This is a genomic window from Roseococcus sp. YIM B11640, assembly GCF_049727625.1.
Classification (GTDB): domain Bacteria; phylum Pseudomonadota; class Alphaproteobacteria; order Acetobacterales; family Acetobacteraceae; genus Roseococcus.
Genome location: NZ_JBBJOZ010000001.1, coordinates 1318574 through 1333453, shown reverse-complemented (window position 1 = coordinate 1333453; position 14880 = coordinate 1318574). Strand labels below are relative to the sequence as shown.

The following is a 14880-nucleotide window of genomic DNA, read 5'->3' as shown; positions in this document are numbered from 1 at the left end:
GCAGGCGAGCGCCGTGGGAGCGCCGCCTGCCCCGAAATCTTTCGGTCAAGATAGGTCGTGGGGCGGGAGATGCCCTCTCCGGGCGGAATTTGCAAGCCGGGAAGCGCCGGATCGCCCTGCGTCAGGCGCGGGGCGGCCCGTTCAAGGCCGCAATTCCGGAATTTCTCCACCCAGGAGACGCCAGGGCGGGCCCGGAGGCCCCTCCCCGACTGGGTTGGCTCAGCGAAGGCCCGCGCAGAAGGTCTGGATGCGCGAGCAGGCTTCCGTCAGCAGCTCGTCGCTGGTGGCGTAGCTGATGCGGAAGTGACCCGGGAACATGAAGGCCGATCCGTGGACGGCCGCCACGCCCTGCTCGTTGAGCAGCGCGATCACGAAATCCTCGTCCGTCTCGATCTTCGCGCCGCCGGCGCTGGTCTTGCCGAGGCAGCCATGGACCGAGGGGAAGACGTAGAAGGCGCCGTCCGGCGTGATGCAATGGATGCCCACGGCCTTGTTGAGCATGCCGACCACGAGGTCGCGGCGGCGCTCATAGACCTTGCGCATGTCCTCCACGCTCTCCTGCGGCCCTTCCAGGGCGGCGACGGCCGCGGCCTGGCTGATCGAGCTGGTGCTGGAGGTGGACTGGCTCTGCAGCTTGTCCATCGCCTTGATCAGGCCGATCGGCGCGCCGGCGAAGCCGATGCGCCAGCCGGTCATGGCATAGGCCTTGGAGGCCCCATTCATGGTCAGCGTGCGGTCGTAGAGCTTCGGCTCCACAGCGGCGATGGTCGAGCCCTGGAAGTCGCCGTACACCAGCTTCTCGTAGATGTCGTCGGTGAAGACCCAGACGTGCGGGTGGCGCAGCAGCACCTCGGCCAGGCCCTTCAGCTCCTCCTTGGTATAGGCGGCGCCGGTCGGGTTGCAGGGGTTGTTGAGGATCAGCCACTTGGTCTTGGGCGTGATCGCGGCCTCGAGCTGCTCGGGCGTCATCTTGAAGCCCTGGTTCTGCCCGGCGGCGACGATGACCGGCTTGCCGCCCGCCAGCGCCACGATGTCCGGATAGGAAACCCAGCACGGCGCCGGAATGATCGCCTCCTCGCCGTCATTCATGGTGGCGAGCATGGCGTTGAAGATCACCTGCTTGCCGCCAGTGGAGACGATGATCTGCTCGGGCTTGTAGTCGAGGTTGTGCTCGCGCTTGAAATAGGCGGCGGCCGCCTTGCGTAGCGCCGGCGTGCCGGCCACGTCCGTATAGCGCGTGTCGCCCGACTGGATGGCCGCGATGGCGGCGTCCTTGATGTGCTGGGGCGTGTCGAAATCGGGCTCGCCGGCCGAAAGGCCAATGACGTCTTTCCCCGCCGCCTTCAGCTCACGCGCCTTCGTGGAGATCGCGATGGTCTGGGAGGGGGAGATGCGGTCAAGCCGTTCGGCGATGAGGTTCATGGTCCGTCCTACGGGAATCCGCGGGAAATTCGCGGCGGCGGAACCTATCGCCGCGGGAAGCCCGGTTCAACCCGGCGGGCGGCGCATCACCCATGCAATCCCGCTCAATCCGCCCGCCATGGCCAGAAAGACCACCGCGAGCGCATTGGCCTCCGGCGTCATGCCGAGGCGAAGCTGGGAGAAGAGATAGACCGGCAGAGTGGTGGCTCCAGGGCCGGAGACGAAGCTGGCCAGCACCACATCGTCCAACGAAAGAGTGAAGGCCAGCAGCCAGCCGGCCGCCAGGCTGGGCGAGATCAGCGGCAGGGTCACCGTGCGGAAGACGGTCCACGGCGAGGCACCGAGGTCGGAGGCCGCCTCCTCCAGGGCCGGGTCGATCGCCGCGAGTCGCGCCTGCACCAGCACGGCCACATAGGCCATTCCGAGGACGGAATGGGCCAGCCAGACGGTGACGGCGCCGCGCTGACCGGGCCAGCCCGTCAGCGCCTCCAGCCCCACGAAGAGCAGCAGCAGCGAAAGGCCCGTCACCACCTCCGGCAGGACCAGGGGCGCGCCCGCCAAGGCGCCGAAGACCGGCCGGCCCCTAAAGCGGCCATGGCGGGCCAGGACCCAGCCCAAGGCGAGGCCGAGAAGGGTCGCGAGGCTCGCCGCCGCCGCGCCCACCCTGAGCGAGAGCCACGCAGCCTCCAACATGCGCTCGTTGCGCGCCAAGGCGCCGAACCAGTGCAGCGAGAAGCCGCCCCACTGGAAGGGCACGCGGCTCGCCGAAAAGGCATAGACGGCCATGATCAGCACCGGCGCCCAGAGAAAGCCCAGGCCGAGGACCAGGAGCAGCCGCCTCATTTCAGCACCGAGAGGCGCTGGTAGAGCGCGATGGGCACCAGCAGCAGGGCCAGCAGCGCCGTGGAGAGGGCCGCGGCGGCGGGCCAGTCGCGGGTCTGGAAGAATTCGCCCCAGATGGCACGGCCCATCAGCATCGAATCCGGGGCCCCGAGCATCTCGGGGATCACCACCTCGCCGGCCGCCGGGATGAAGACCAGCAGGAAGGCCGCCGCCGCGGCAGGCGCCGCGAGCGGCAACGTCACCGTGGCGAAGACCATGATCGGCCGCGCGCCGAGGTCGGACGCGGCCTCCTCCAGCGCCGGGTCGCGCTTGGCAAGCGTCGCCACCAGGGGCAGGACGGCGAATGGCAGGTAGGAATGCACCATGCCGAGCAGCAGCGCGCCCTCGCTGTAGAGCATCTGCAGCGGCTCCGAGATCAGGCCGAGCCGCATCAGCATCGTGTTCACCCAGCCCGTATCCCGCAGGATGCCGACCCAGGCGGTGAGCCGCAGCACGAAGCCTGTCCAGAAGGGGAGCAGCACGAGGGCCAGCAGCAGGGGCTGACGCGATGCCGGGGCGCTCGCGATCCCGAGCGCCATGGCGAAGCCCAGCACCAGGCACAGCGCGGCCGTGACGGCGGCGAGCCGGAGCGAGCGCAGCAGCGTGTCCAGATAGAAGCCGTCACCCAGGATCAGGCCCCAAGCGTCGGTGCTCCCCTGCCACCCGCCGCGTCCGATGGGCGGAATCACCGGCGGCACGCCCGTATCCGGCGTGCCGAAGCCCATGCCCAGCACGACCAGCAGCGGCGCCGCGACCAGCACCAGCAAGGCGGACCAGGCGAGACCGCGCGTCATGACTGGAGCGGCGCCAGCGCCGCCTCGTCCCATTCCAGGAAGATCCGCGCGCCGGCCTCCGGCAGCCTCATGCCCGCCGGGAGCACCACGCGCAGCAACGGCCCGCCCTCCACCTGCGCGAGCAGCAGCGCATCGCCGCCGCGGAAGGCGAGGTCGGTGACGCGCGCCTCCGTGCCATTGGCCTCCGGCGCGGCCGACGCCAGCCGGATGCGCTCGGGCCGCAGCGCGTAGGCAGGCGCCGCGCTGGCGGCGCTGAGCTTGAGGCGGCCAGCCTCCAGCACATTGGCCGCGCCGAGGAAGCGGGCGACGGAGCGCGTGGCCGGGCGCTCGTAGAGCTCGCGCGGCGGCGCCACCTGCGCGATGCGCCCGCCCTCCAGCACCGCCACGCGATCCGCGAGAGAGAGCGCCTCGGCCTGGTCATGCGTCACCATCACGAAGCTGGCGCCAAGCCGCCGCTGCAAGGCGCGCAACTCCAGCCCCGTGCGCTCGCGCAGGCCGGAATCCAGCGCGGCCAACGGCTCGTCCAGCAACAGCAGGGGTGGCCGGCGTGCGAGCGCGCGGGCCAGCGCCACGCGCTGCTGCTGCCCGCCCGAGAGCTGCCGCGGTCGCCGCGCCTCCAGCCCGGCGAGGCCGAGCAGGGCCACCAGCTCCGCTACACGGGTGGAGGTCGCCGCCCTGCCCTCCCCGGCGCGGCGCAGGCCGTAGGCGATGTTGTCCGCCACGCTCAGGTGCGGGAACAGCGCATAGGATTGGAACATCATCGCGACGTCGCGCGCGGGCGGCGGCAGGCGGGTGATATCGGCGCCGCGCAGCGAGACGCGCCCCTCATCCGGCATCTCGAATCCCGCCACGATCCGCAGCAGCGTGGACTTGCCCGAGCCCGATCCGCCCAGCAGCGCGAAGAACTCACCCGCGCCGATATCCAGGGATAGCGCGTCCAGCGCAGTGGCCGCGCCGAAGCGCTTCGTCACGCCCTCGAGCGAAAGGAGCGTCACCGCCCCGCCTTGAACCGCGACCAGAGCCGGGCCCGCGCACGCTCACCCGCCTGGGCCGGCGTGCCGGCGATGAAGCTTTGCGCCAGCGCCTGGGCGTCGGGAAAGACGCTCGGGTCGTTCTGGATCTCCGTGGGCAGCAGCACGCGGGAGGCAGGTACCGCATTTGGATAGCGAACCTGCCGCGTGACGCCGGCCATCACATCCGGCTGCAGCAGGAAGTTGATGAAGGCGTGGGCGGCATCCGGGTTCGGGGCATCGGCCGGTATCGCCACCATGTCGAACCAGAGCTGCGCGCCCTCGCGCGGCATGACGTAGGTGACCTCATGACTCCGCCGCGCCTCCCTTGCGCGGGCGCCTGCCTGGATGACGTCGCCCGAATAGGAGAAGGCGAGGCAGATCTCGCCGGCGGCCAACGCGTCGATGATCGCGGGCGGCGAAGGGATGGAGCGCAGATAGGGACGGATCGCGAGCAGCGCGCGCTGCGCATTGTCCAGGTCCGCCTGGGCCGTGCTGTTCGGGTCGGCGCCCACATGCCGGAGCACCGTGGGCAGCACGTCGATGGCACTGTCCATCACGGCGATGCCGCAGCGCGCGATGCGCCGCGCATGCTCGGGATTCAGCAGCAGCTGCAGGCTGTCCATCGGCGCATCGGGCGCGACCTCACGGATGCGCGCGGCATTCATGCCGAGGCCCACGGTGCCCCAGAGATAGATCACGCCATGCCGGTTGCCGGGATCCACGCTCGCCACCCGCGCCATCAGCGCCGGATCGAGATTCGACGCATTCGGCAGCCGCGCCATGTCGAGCGGCCGCAGCGCGCCCGCGCGGACCAGGCGGTTGAAAGCAGGCTCGCTGGTCGGCACCACGATATCGTAGCCCGAGCGCCCGGCGGACAGCTTGCCCTCCAGCGTCTCCAGCGTGTCGTAGACATCGTAGCGGATGCGAATGCCCGTCTCGCGCTGGAAGCGCTCGATTGCATAGGGATCGATGTAGTCGGCCCAGTTGTAGATGTTGAGCACCGGCTGCGCGCGGGCACCTGTCGCGGCGAGCAGGAGCGCGAGGCAGAAGATCAATGGGCGCATGGGCAATCGGCGCATGGGCATTCTCCGGGCGTGAGACCGCTATGGGGCAGGCGGGCGCGCTTGCCAATACGTTCGCTATTTCGCTCACTTTTCCGCTTGAAGTTCCTGTTTTGTTCTGATATCTGCAACTCCGCCAAGGGGCGAACTGCGTCCACCGCATCCCCCCGGCCTCCACATCCTTCCGCCCCCCAGCCGAACGCCGCGACCAGCCTGGCCGCGACGCAGGAGACGCACGTCCCATGCCCTATATCGCCACCGACCTCGTGCCGCTGATCCAGACGGCCCGCTTCAACCTCTGGCACTACCGCAGCACCGATCTCAAGGCGGACATCGTGGCCGGCGGCTATTTCAGCGGCGCCACGTCGCGCCTCCAGGCGGGCGACATGATGATCGTCCAGGCCGCCGACGCCATGGCCATCCTTCCGGTCCGCGCCAACGCCGGCATCGGCCCGGGCGTGACCCTCGACGGCTCGGTGACGCCGATCGCGCTGACCCGCACCGTCGCGCAGACCTTCCGTCTGGTTCAGGCGGCAAGCGCCGTGGTCGCGACGATCGTGCTGGCCCCGCTGGTCGCCGGCATCATCATCGGCACCGCCATCCCGGTCTCCGCGCAGGTGACGGGGCCGATCAACCAGGTCGTGGTCTCGCTGCGGAACAGCCAGGGGGCGATCATCCCGCCCACCAGGCTCGTGCCGGTCGAGCAGGGCTACGCGACGACGACGCTGCCCACGCCGGCCATCGGAACCGGCTATCGCATCCAGGTCGAGGATGGTGACGACCGCGGCATCGTCGTCACCTCGCGCAGCTTCAACATCCTTCCCGACCTCCAGCTCATGCTGACGGAGGACGGCGTAAAACTGCTGCAGGAAAACGGCTCGGCAATCGCGCAGTACTGAGCCCCCGTCCCTCCCCCTTTCCGACACCAGCGGACGGAGACCATGCCCGACCTGAAGATCAGCGAGCTGCCGGCGGCCACGAGCCTGGCCGACAGCGACCTCACCCCCCTTGTCCAGACCTCGCCCGCTCTGACGAAGCGCGCGACCCTTCTCCAGCTCCGGCGCTCCGTCCTCGCTGATCGCGGCGTGGATGTGCGCGACTACGGCGCGGTGGGCGACGGCTCCACCAATGACGCGCCGGCCATCCAGGCCGCGATCAACGCGCTCGGCAGCGCGGGCGGCGTCGTGCAGCTGGGCGCACGGGCCTATCGGCTGATGTCGCCCATCACCGTGACCAACGGCGCGGTGCGCCTGCAGGGCGCGGGCTACAACGAAGGCGGCAATCCGGGCGACGGCACCTGGCTCTGCGTCTACGAGACAGGCTTCACGCCCATCACCTTCACCGGCACGGCGGCGCGCGGTTCCGTGGTGAAGGACCTCGCCGTCCGGCAGTCGCACACGGCGGCACAGAACGCCTCCTGGGCGCCCGCGAACTACGACTATGTCTTCAAGGTCGTGAACTGCTTCGGCGGCGTGGACTTCGACAACATCCTGTTCTCCGGCGTGAACCGGGGCATCTACTCGCGCAACTCGGGCCGCTGCGACTTCCGGCGCATCCGCGGCCAGGTCTTCACCACGGCCATCGAGATCGACGAGTGCTACGACGCGGCGCGGATGCACAACCTGCACCTCTGGCCCTACTGGTCGTCCAACGATCATGTGGTCCACTGGCAGCAGGCCAATGGAGATGCGCTGGTCTTCCGGCGCTGCGATGGCGTCTTCGTGGACCAGGCCTTCGCCCTCGGCTACCGCTCAATGTTCTGCTTCACCTCGTCGGCTGCCGGCTACACGCAGAAGTTCAGCATCGGCCAGGCCTACGCCGATTTCGTGAAGCACGGCCTGTGGATCGACACCGCCAATACCGACGGACAGATCGATTCCATGACGGTGCAGGGCGAGATCTTCAACGGTTTCGGCGCGCCGCTGCCCGGGGCCATCGGCATCTACATCGCCTCCTCCGGCACGCGCGTGCAGATCGGTTCCCTGCGCGTGGACGATGCGGAGGACAATTCCATCCGCATCGAGGCGCATTCCAACCGCCTCGACATCGGCTCGCTGCGCTGCGTGAACTACAACCAGCGCAACACCGGCGCGGCGGCGATCCACCTGGCGAACGCGGCCACGGGCGTCCCCAACCGCGTGAACCTCGGCAGTCCGCCGCTGCTCGAGACGGCGATCCCGGGCCCGGTGGTCAATGCCGGCACCAACGGGTCCGTGGGAAGCTTCGGTCCGGATGGCGAGGCTGCACGGCCCGGCGTCGCGGTCGGCCGCACCGACACCGGGCTGTTCCGGCCGGCCGCGGGCGGGCTCAGCCTCTCCTCGGGCGGGGTGGAGGTGATGCGGGCGACCAGCGGTACGCTCAGCCTGGGCGCCGCGCCCGGCTCGAACGCGCTGGAGGTGACGACGCCCGCCAATGCGGTGAACCGCATGGAGATCCGTGGCGCGGCGACCGGTTCGCCGGCTCTCGTCGGCTGGATCGCGACCGGCTCGGACGCGAACCTCACCGCGGTGATCGGGCAGCCCAAGGGAACCGGCTCCATCCAGGCGCAATTCACCGACGGCACCGCCGCAGGCGGCAATGCGCGCGGCAGCATCGCCACCGACTGGCAGACCAGCCGCACGAACGCGGCGATGGTGGCCAGCGGCGCCAGCTCCACGATCGGCGGCGGCGTCAACAATCGGGCGGCCGGCGGCAATGCCACCGTGGCTGGCGGCTCGGGAAACAGCGCCATCAACGGCAACTGCACCATCGCCGGCGGCTCAGGCAACACCACGGCCGCATCGGGCGCCACCGTCGCGGGCGGCGTGTCCAATACCGCCGATGGAAATTCGGCCTGGATTCCCGGCGGGACCCAGGCCACGGCGCGCGGCCGCTCAGGCGTCGGGGTCTGGTCGGCCGGCAACTTCGCGACAGTAGGAGACGCGCAGAGCGCCGAGGCCCTGCTGCGACGCATCACCACCGACGCCACGCCCACGAGGCTGACCGCGGATAACGCCGCTCAAGGCAGCGCGAACACGCTCAACTTGCCCAACAACGGGACTTACATGGCCCGCATCCGGGTCGTCGCACAGCAGACCGCGGGTTCGGCCGGCACCACGGGCGATTGCGCAGGCTGGGAGATGACCGCGCTGATCCGGCGCGGAGCCAGTGCGGCGGCGACCACCCTGGTCGGCAGTTCCGGCACCAGCGTCGGGCCAACGCACGCGGACGGCGGCGCCGCCGCTTGGCGCGTGGGCATTGCCGCCGACACCGCCAATGGGGCCTTGGCCCTGACCGCGACCGGCGAGGCGAGCAAGACCATCCGCTGGGTAGCGCGCGTTCTCTCCGTCGAAACCACGGCCTGACCCCGAAAGGAGCCACCCATGGCCTTAGTCCAGCCCCTCGAGATCAACGACACGGGCATCGCCGCTGCCTATTGGCGGCTCACCCACCTCCAGTTCGACCGCATCGCCGGGGTGCTGGAGGCGCAGCTCCACGGCTATCGCGACGAGGCGGCGCGCCGTGCCGGCAAGGCACCGCTGCACCGCCTCGGCTTCCGCTTCGACCAGGATGCGATGGAGGAGCCCGGCCATATCGGGATCGATGCCCTCTATCGCGCCATCCGCCAGCAGCCCGCCGGCACGGATGCGGAGGGGCGGCCCCTGCCATCCCTCTTCGCCGACGCCGCCGACGCCTGATCCCACCACCGCAGAAAGGACCACGATCCATGAGCTCCATGACCGACTACGCGAAGAACATCCTCGCCCGAGCCCTTTGCGGCCGCGCGCCGGTCCTGCCCAATGCCGTCTACCTCGCGCTCGGCACCGGCGGCAGCAACCCGACGGGCGTGAGCGGAGAGCCGGTGGGCAACGGCTATGTCCGCCAGCGCGTCACTTTCACCGGCACCGGCGTGCAGACGAATGCCGAACCGGTGCGCTTCACCTTCACCGCGGCCGGCGGCAGCTTCTCCCATATCGGCCTGTTCGATGCGGCAACGAGCGGCAATGCCCTGACTTGGTCAGCGCTGACGACGCCGGTGGCGGTCTCTGGGCCGGGTACGGTCACCATCAATCCCGGCGGGATGACCATGACGGGCGAATGATCCGTGGCGGCGAAGAGGAAATTCGGGGCATGAAGATTGCTTAAGGTCCCCCGACATCCGGAGGACACCCGACCATGCTTCGCCGCCAACTTCTCGCCGCCGCCCCGCTGATGGCCGCGCCCGCGATCGTCCAGGCACAGGCCGCCTGGCCGAACCGCCCTGTCCGCGTGATCATTCCCTTCACGCCGGGCGGGGCTTCGGATCTCATGATGCGGCCGGTGGCGGAGCGGCTGGAACGCGTGCTCGGCCAGTCCTTCGTCATCGACAACCGCGCGGGCGGCGGTGGGGCGGTGGGCCTGGGCGCCGCCGCGAATGAGCGGCCGGACGGCTACACCCTCCTGCTCACCACGCCTGGGCCGCTCGTGCTGCTGCCGCAGATGCAGGCGAACCTGCCCTACTCTTCGGCACGCAGCTTCACCTACATCTCGCTGATGGGCGGCGCGCCGATCGTCTGCGCCGTCGCCGGCAACGGGCCTCTTCGCGACCTCGCCAGCTATGCCGCGGCGGCCAAGCGGGCGCCCGACGCCGTGAGCTTCGGCTCCTCGGGCATCGGCTCCATGGGGCATCTCACCGGCGTGCTATTCGGCATGGAGACGGGATCCCAGCTGCTGCACGCCCCCTTCCGCGGCGCGCCCGAGGCTCAGACCAGCGTGCTCAGCGGCGCCACGACCTCGCTGTGGGATACGGCCGCCGCCAACGTGGCCGCGATCCGCGCGGGCAACATGCGGGGGCTCTGCGTTTCCTCGGCCGAGCGCGCGGCGATCCTGCCCGACGTGCCGACGGCGCGCGAGGCGGGATTCCCGAATGTAGTGAGCCTCAACTGGTTCCTGCTCTGCGGCCCGGCGGGGCTGCCGGACGCAATCACGGAGAGGCTTTCCGCCGCCGTCACCTCGATCCTGGCCGAGCCCGGCATTCGCGAGAAGCTCGACTCCTACGCATTCGTCTCGGCTGGCCAGGTGCCCCAGCCGCAGCTCGCGGCCTGGGTGGCGGCGGAATATGCCCGCTGGACCCCCGTGATCCGGGCCTCCGGCTCCTGATCTAGCGCTTCGCGCCCCAACGCATGAGCCAGACCGCGGGCACCACCCAGATTACGCCCGCGGCGATATAGTAGAGCACCTGAAGGGCCCAATGGCGCTGGACGACGACGTCGCCGAGCGCCGTTGCGGCGACGATATAGGCAACGAAGCCTATTACGCCGATCAGGAAGGCGAGCTTTCCACGTGACATCGAAGTGACATGAACTCCTTGGCCGCCATGGCCTTTTGACACCCGCCGAAGGTTGCGGGTCCTTCGCCCCAGAGGGTAGGCTCCGCGCCGAAAACCAGTCTGCGCCTCCCGCGCCGGCGGTGCGCCGCGAAGAAAGCCCGTGACCGAGCAAGAACTTAAGAGCCACATCCGTGGCATTCCCGATTTCCCGAAGCCGGGGATTCTCTTCTACGACATCTCCACGCTGCTCCGCCACGGCCCCGCCTGGAAGGCCGCGATGGCCGAGATGGCGGCGCGGGTGCGCCCGTATAAGCCCGATCTTCTGGCCGGCATCGAAAGCCGCGGCTTCCTGCTCGCCGCCCCGCTGGCGCTCGAACTCGGGCTCGGTTTCGTGATGCTCCGCAAGCCCCGGAAGCTGCCGGGTGCGACGGTGGGCTTCGACTACGCCCTGGAGTACGGCACCGACCGGATCGAGATGCAGGCGGATGCCGTCTCGCCCGGCCAGCGCGTCGTCCTGCTGGACGACCTCCTCGCCACGGGCGGGACCATGGCGGCTGGCCTGCAGCTGCTGCGCCAGGTGGGCGCCGTGGTTCCGGCGGTCGCCGCGCTGATCGAATTGACCTTCCTGGAAGGACGGAAGCGCCTCGATGTCCCCGTCGAAACGCTCCTGGCCTACGACGACTGACACGCCGGCCAGGCTGGACCCGGAACAGATCGCCCGCGATCCTTCCGGCAACATGATGCTGCATGGCGCCGGGGACACCATCCTCGGTGCCGGCATGGGCGAGCTTCTCGCCGCGGTCGCCGCGGCGGTGCCAGTCGGGGTCACCATCGCGGATGCGACGCAGCCCGATTACCCACTGGTCTTCGTCAATCCAGCCTTCTGCCGCATCACCGGCTACGCCGCCTCCGAGGCGCTGGGGCGGAACTGCCGCTTCCTCCAGGGGCGGGGAACGGCTCGCGAGCAGGTGCTGGAGTTGCGCCACGCGATCCGCGAGCGGCGGCCCATCACCATCGAGATCGTGAATCACCGCCGCAATGGACGCCGCTTCGTGAACGAGCTTCACGTCGCCCCCGTGCTCGACGCGACGGGCGAGCCCCTCGCCTACCTCGGAATCCAGCGGGACCTGACGGTGCTGCGCCGGACCGAGGCGAAAGCCCGTTCCGGCGCTCGTGCGGCTGAGCGTGTGCGGCGCCGCGCGCATGATTTCCTGACCCTCGCCTCCCACGAGCTGCGGACGCCGCTGCACAGCGCCGCGGGCATGCTGGCGCTCTTGCTCGAGACTCCCCTGGATGCCGAACAGCGCGCCTATGCCGAAGCCGCGCAGCGTGCCACGCACACGCTCGCCCACGGCATGGAGGAATTGCGAGACCTCAGCCAGCTCGAGGGTGGACAGCTTCAAATCTTGGCCGCGCCCTTTCAGCTCGGAGAGCTGCTGAAGGGGATCGTTCAGGAGTTGGCGCCCGCGGCCGAGGAGGGCTCCATACAGCTTGGCTACAGCCTGGATCATCTGCTTCCGCCGCGCGTGAAGGGCGATGCGGCGCGGATCCGGCAGGTGCTTCGCACGTTGACCGAAAACGCCATCCGCAACACCCAGCGCGGCGGGGTCGAGATTCGGGTCACGGCTCTGCCCGATGGGCATGTAGGCTTCGCCGTGACGGATACGGGCAGCGGCCTCGCCCCGCCCCTCGGACACCGGCTCTTCGGCCGAGCGCCCATGCCGGGAGAGCGGCCGGGCGCGGGCCTCAGCCTGACGATCGCTCGGCAACTCGTGTCGCTGATGGGCGGCGAACTCGCACTCGACAATGCGCCGGGACGCGGCAGCACCTACTTCTTCGACCTGGCCCTCGCCCGCCTGCCCTCGGCGAAACTCGCCGCACCCGCGAGGCCGGCGCGGGTCGCTCGCGCGCGCATCCTCGTGGCCGAGGATGGCCGGGCGAGCCAGCTGGTCGTTGCCTCCATGCTGCGGAAGGCCGGGCACAGCGTCGACCTCGCGCATGATGGCGTCGAGGCCGTGGCGCAGGCGCAGGCGAACGACTACGACCTCATCCTCATGGACCTTCGAATGCCGTTGCTGGACGGCTACGCAGCCACCCGCGCCATCCGCCACATCGAAGGGCCTCGGGGCCGGGTGGCGATCCTGGCCATGACCGCGAGCAGCCTGCCGGACGATGTGGAACGCTGCCTGGCGGCCGGAATGGACGGGCATCTCGCCAAGCCCGTCTTCGGCGCGCAGTTGCTGGCTGCCGTCGACCACGCCATCGGCAATCGCCCGCCCGTGCCGCAACCCGCCGGCGAACCGGGCGCGACCCCGCCGCTGATCGACCGTGAGACGCTGGAGGAACTGCGCTCGGCTGTCGGGCCGGGGCGCCTGCCCAACCTGATCGACGTCTTCGCCGCGGAGACGCGCGAGCGGGTGCGCCGCATGCGCGGCCTCTCCGACCCGGAGCGGATCGAGGACGAGGCGCAAGGGCTGCGCTCCGCCGCCGCGACCTTCGGCGCGCTCGCGCTGCGCGACGCCGCCGGGGCGCTGGAAGAGGCCTGCCATAGCGGCCGGCCTGAACGCTGGGCCGGATTGCTGGAGGGGCTGACGGAGCTGACGGAGCGGAGCCTCGCGGCCTTCCCGGCCCGGGGCAGGAAGAACTCCGGCGGCTAGAGCCGCCGCAACTCGCCGGCGATCTCCTCGAGCTCGGCCAGGACGCTGGCCAGCCCGCTCTCCTCAAGCGCCGGCTCAGCCAGCGGCAATTCGGGCTCCGTCTCGCCCAGCAGCCGCTGGACGCCCTTGATCGTATAACCTTGCGTATAGAGCAGGTCGGAGATGCGCTTGAGCAGCGCGATGTCCTCCGGACGATAGTAGCGCCGCCCACCCCCACGCTTCAAAGGCTTGAGCTGAGGGAACTTCGTTTCCCAGAAACGGAGCACATGCTGCGGGACATTGAGCTGATCCGCCGCCTCGCTGATGGTCCGGAAGGCTTGGGCGGATTTGCGCAAGCGGGGACGATCCTCTAGATCGGGCAGCCCACTCACGCCTCTTCGGCTTTCACCGGTTCGCCGTTGATCCTGGCCTTGAGGACCTGGCTCGGCCGGAAAGTCAGCACGCGCCGGGGCAGGATGGGGACTTCAACGCCGGTCTTGGGGTTGCGCCCGACGCGCTGCCCCTTCTGCCGAATGAGAAAGGTTCCAAACCCAGAAATCTTCACGGATTCTCCCGTTTCCAGCACGCTGGATATCCGCTCCAGCACCGCTTCAAGCAGGGCGGCGGATTCGTTCCGGGACAGTCCGACGGCAGCGTAGATGGCTTCGGCGAGGCCTGATCGCGTCAACGTCTCCATGGCGTGCGCCCAACCCTGCAAGTGATTGATGAAGCAGGAAAGCCGGTTCGGCCCCTCCGCGTCAACCATGTTTCGCAAGGGAATGCCGCGCCGCCGCAATCTTCCCTCATTCATTCGATTTTTACCGAGGGGTCGCCATTTCCGTGGCGGCCCAGGAAGGAGTCCTGACCAATGGCACGACGCCATGCTCCCTTTCGGGCCCTGTTTCCGGCCCTGATCCTCGCCGCCTCCCTCCTGTGGGCGGCGGCGCCTGCCCAGGCCCAGACGGCAAATGCCTGCCCGGATATTCTGCTCGGCGACAGCCTCGCCGAAGGCATGGGCCCCTATGCCCGGGAGCTCGGCTTCGAGGTGATCGCGAAGAACGGCGCCGGGATCTCCTGGCTGCGGACCCAGGCTCCGCGCTGCGCCCGCCGGCTGGTCCTCGTCTTCGGGACCAACGACCTCCGCGGCATGGACGCGGATTCCTACCTCGCGCAGATCGTGCAGGTGTTGCAGGGCTGGGATGCGCAGCAGATCATCTGGGCCACGCCGGGCTGCTTCTCGCAGGACAGCCAGCTGGACCGCAGTAGCCAGGCGCTGGAGCGAGCGCTCACGCGCATCCGCCGCTCGCCGGAGCGCACGCTCGACCTTCCCGCCATCAACAACGGACGCGAGGCGCGGTGCAGCTACCCCTCGCGCGACGGTATCCATCCCGCCACCGGCATGGCCTACCGGGCTTGGTGGCTGGGCCTCGCCGAGGTGCTGCAGCGCAATCGGCTGCCCGGCACCTGATTCAATCCCTGCGGCCTGAGGCGAGCAGGGCACGCGCCTCATCCAGGAAGGCGGGAATGCCGAAAGCCTGCATGAGCCCGTTCCACCCCTCCGCGACAGAGATGAGCGTCTCCGTTCCGGGCGCGACGGGCAGGCCGTAGGCGGCATCCACGATCGCGTCCGACCTCCCCATCAGCAGCAGCAGCCACACGACAGCCAGCACGGTCAGCGCGCCACGCAAAGGCATGGTCGCCGAGGAGCTCGAGAAGTCGTCGGCTACGCCCTTTCGGGCCGGCGTTCCGGGCGGGTTCAGCCAAGGCTGCTGCATGTGGCCAACT

Annotated in this window: 17 protein-coding genes; 8 read left to right on the top strand and 9 right to left on the bottom strand. The window is 69.5% G+C overall.

The annotated features are described in order from the left end of the window. Positions 1–219: 219 nt before the first annotated feature. The 5 genes from WJM96_RS06760 to WJM96_RS06740 form a co-directional block, all read right to left on the bottom strand. On the bottom strand, positions 220–1422 hold the full coding sequence (locus WJM96_RS06760) for a pyridoxal phosphate-dependent aminotransferase (RefSeq protein WP_424811670.1): 1203 nt from the start codon (positions 1420–1422) through the stop codon (positions 220–222). A 66-nt stretch (positions 1423–1488) separates the two neighbouring features. Beyond that, complete coding sequence (locus WJM96_RS06755; RefSeq protein ID WP_424811669.1) at positions 1489–2265, bottom strand: ABC transporter permease; 777 nt, start codon at positions 2263–2265, stop codon at positions 1489–1491. Beyond that, positions 2262–3098: an ABC transporter permease gene (locus tag WJM96_RS06750; protein WP_424811668.1), complete on the bottom strand. Its 837-nt coding sequence runs from the start codon at positions 3096–3098 to the stop codon at positions 2262–2264. The genes WJM96_RS06755 and WJM96_RS06750 overlap by 4 nt, the downstream gene beginning before the upstream one ends. Continuing rightward, positions 3095–4093 carry an ABC transporter ATP-binding protein gene (locus tag WJM96_RS06745; RefSeq protein WP_424811667.1) on the bottom strand — a complete coding sequence of 333 codons (999 nt, stop codon included), beginning with the start codon at positions 4091–4093 and terminating at the stop codon, positions 3095–3097. Before WJM96_RS06745 ends, WJM96_RS06750 begins: the two co-directional genes overlap by 4 nt. After that, positions 4090–5175, bottom strand: a complete 1086-nt coding sequence (locus WJM96_RS06740) for an extracellular solute-binding protein (RefSeq protein ID WP_424811666.1) — start codon at positions 5173–5175, stop codon at positions 4090–4092. The genes WJM96_RS06745 and WJM96_RS06740 overlap by 4 nt, the downstream gene beginning before the upstream one ends. 239 nt (positions 5176–5414) lie before the next feature. On the opposite strand from WJM96_RS06740, the gene WJM96_RS06735 reads away from it, so the two are divergent. The 5 genes from WJM96_RS06735 to WJM96_RS06715 all read left to right on the top strand — a co-directional run bounded on the left by WJM96_RS06735 (position 5415) and on the right by WJM96_RS06715 (position 10290). Then, a complete protein-coding gene (locus WJM96_RS06735) occupies positions 5415–6071 on the top strand; it encodes a hypothetical protein (RefSeq protein ID WP_424811665.1) in 657 nt (218 codons plus the stop codon). A gap of 42 nt (positions 6072–6113) precedes the next feature. Further along, positions 6114–8516, top strand: coding sequence for a glycosyl hydrolase family 28-related protein (locus WJM96_RS06730; RefSeq protein ID WP_424811664.1), 2403 nt, complete (start codon positions 6114–6116; stop codon positions 8514–8516). A gap of 18 nt (positions 8517–8534) precedes the next feature. Further along, entirely contained in the window at positions 8535–8849 is a 315-nt protein-coding gene (locus WJM96_RS06725; RefSeq protein WP_424811663.1) for a hypothetical protein, read from the top strand. A 29-nt stretch (positions 8850–8878) separates the two neighbouring features. Continuing rightward, on the top strand, positions 8879–9253 hold the full coding sequence (locus WJM96_RS06720; protein WP_424811662.1) for a phage tail fiber protein: 375 nt from the start codon (positions 8879–8881) through the stop codon (positions 9251–9253). A gap of 74 nt (positions 9254–9327) precedes the next feature. Continuing rightward, on the top strand, positions 9328–10290 hold the full coding sequence (locus WJM96_RS06715) for a Bug family tripartite tricarboxylate transporter substrate binding protein (protein ID WP_424811661.1): 963 nt from the start codon (positions 9328–9330) through the stop codon (positions 10288–10290). Between the two features lies 1 nt (position 10291). On the opposite strand, the gene WJM96_RS06710 is transcribed toward WJM96_RS06715, so the two are convergent. After that, positions 10292–10480: a DUF2842 domain-containing protein gene (locus WJM96_RS06710; protein ID WP_424811660.1), complete on the bottom strand. Its 189-nt coding sequence runs from the start codon at positions 10478–10480 to the stop codon at positions 10292–10294. A gap of 139 nt (positions 10481–10619) precedes the next feature. Here WJM96_RS06710 and WJM96_RS06705 point away from each other — a divergent pair, with 139 nt between their 5' ends. After that, the gene (locus WJM96_RS06705) at positions 10620–11144 is read left to right on the top strand and encodes an adenine phosphoribosyltransferase (protein ID WP_424811659.1); all 525 of its coding nucleotides are present in this window, start codon (positions 10620–10622) and stop codon (positions 11142–11144) included. Next, positions 11107–13116, top strand: coding sequence for a response regulator (locus tag WJM96_RS06700; RefSeq protein WP_424811658.1), 2010 nt, complete (start codon positions 11107–11109; stop codon positions 13114–13116). The genes WJM96_RS06705 and WJM96_RS06700 overlap by 38 nt, the downstream gene beginning before the upstream one ends. Here the strand turns inward: WJM96_RS06700 and WJM96_RS06695 are convergent. Next, positions 13113–13451: a MerR family transcriptional regulator gene (locus WJM96_RS06695; RefSeq protein ID WP_424811657.1), complete on the bottom strand. Its 339-nt coding sequence runs from the start codon at positions 13449–13451 to the stop codon at positions 13113–13115. The two genes, WJM96_RS06700 and WJM96_RS06695, sit on opposite strands and share 4 nt — an antisense overlap. 32 nt (positions 13452–13483) lie before the next feature. Then, positions 13484–13792, bottom strand: a complete 309-nt coding sequence (locus WJM96_RS06690; protein WP_424811833.1) for an integration host factor subunit alpha — start codon at positions 13790–13792, stop codon at positions 13484–13486. 171 nt (positions 13793–13963) lie between these two features. On the opposite strand from WJM96_RS06690, the gene WJM96_RS06685 reads away from it, so the two are divergent. After that, a complete protein-coding gene (locus tag WJM96_RS06685; RefSeq protein WP_424811656.1) occupies positions 13964–14563 on the top strand; it encodes a hypothetical protein in 600 nt (199 codons plus the stop codon). A 1-nt stretch (position 14564) separates the two neighbouring features. Here WJM96_RS06685 and WJM96_RS06680 read toward each other — a convergent pair whose 3' ends face one another. Continuing rightward, a complete protein-coding gene (locus tag WJM96_RS06680; RefSeq protein WP_424811655.1) occupies positions 14565–14870 on the bottom strand; it encodes a hypothetical protein in 306 nt (101 codons plus the stop codon). Between the last annotated feature and the right edge of the window lie 10 nt (positions 14871–14880).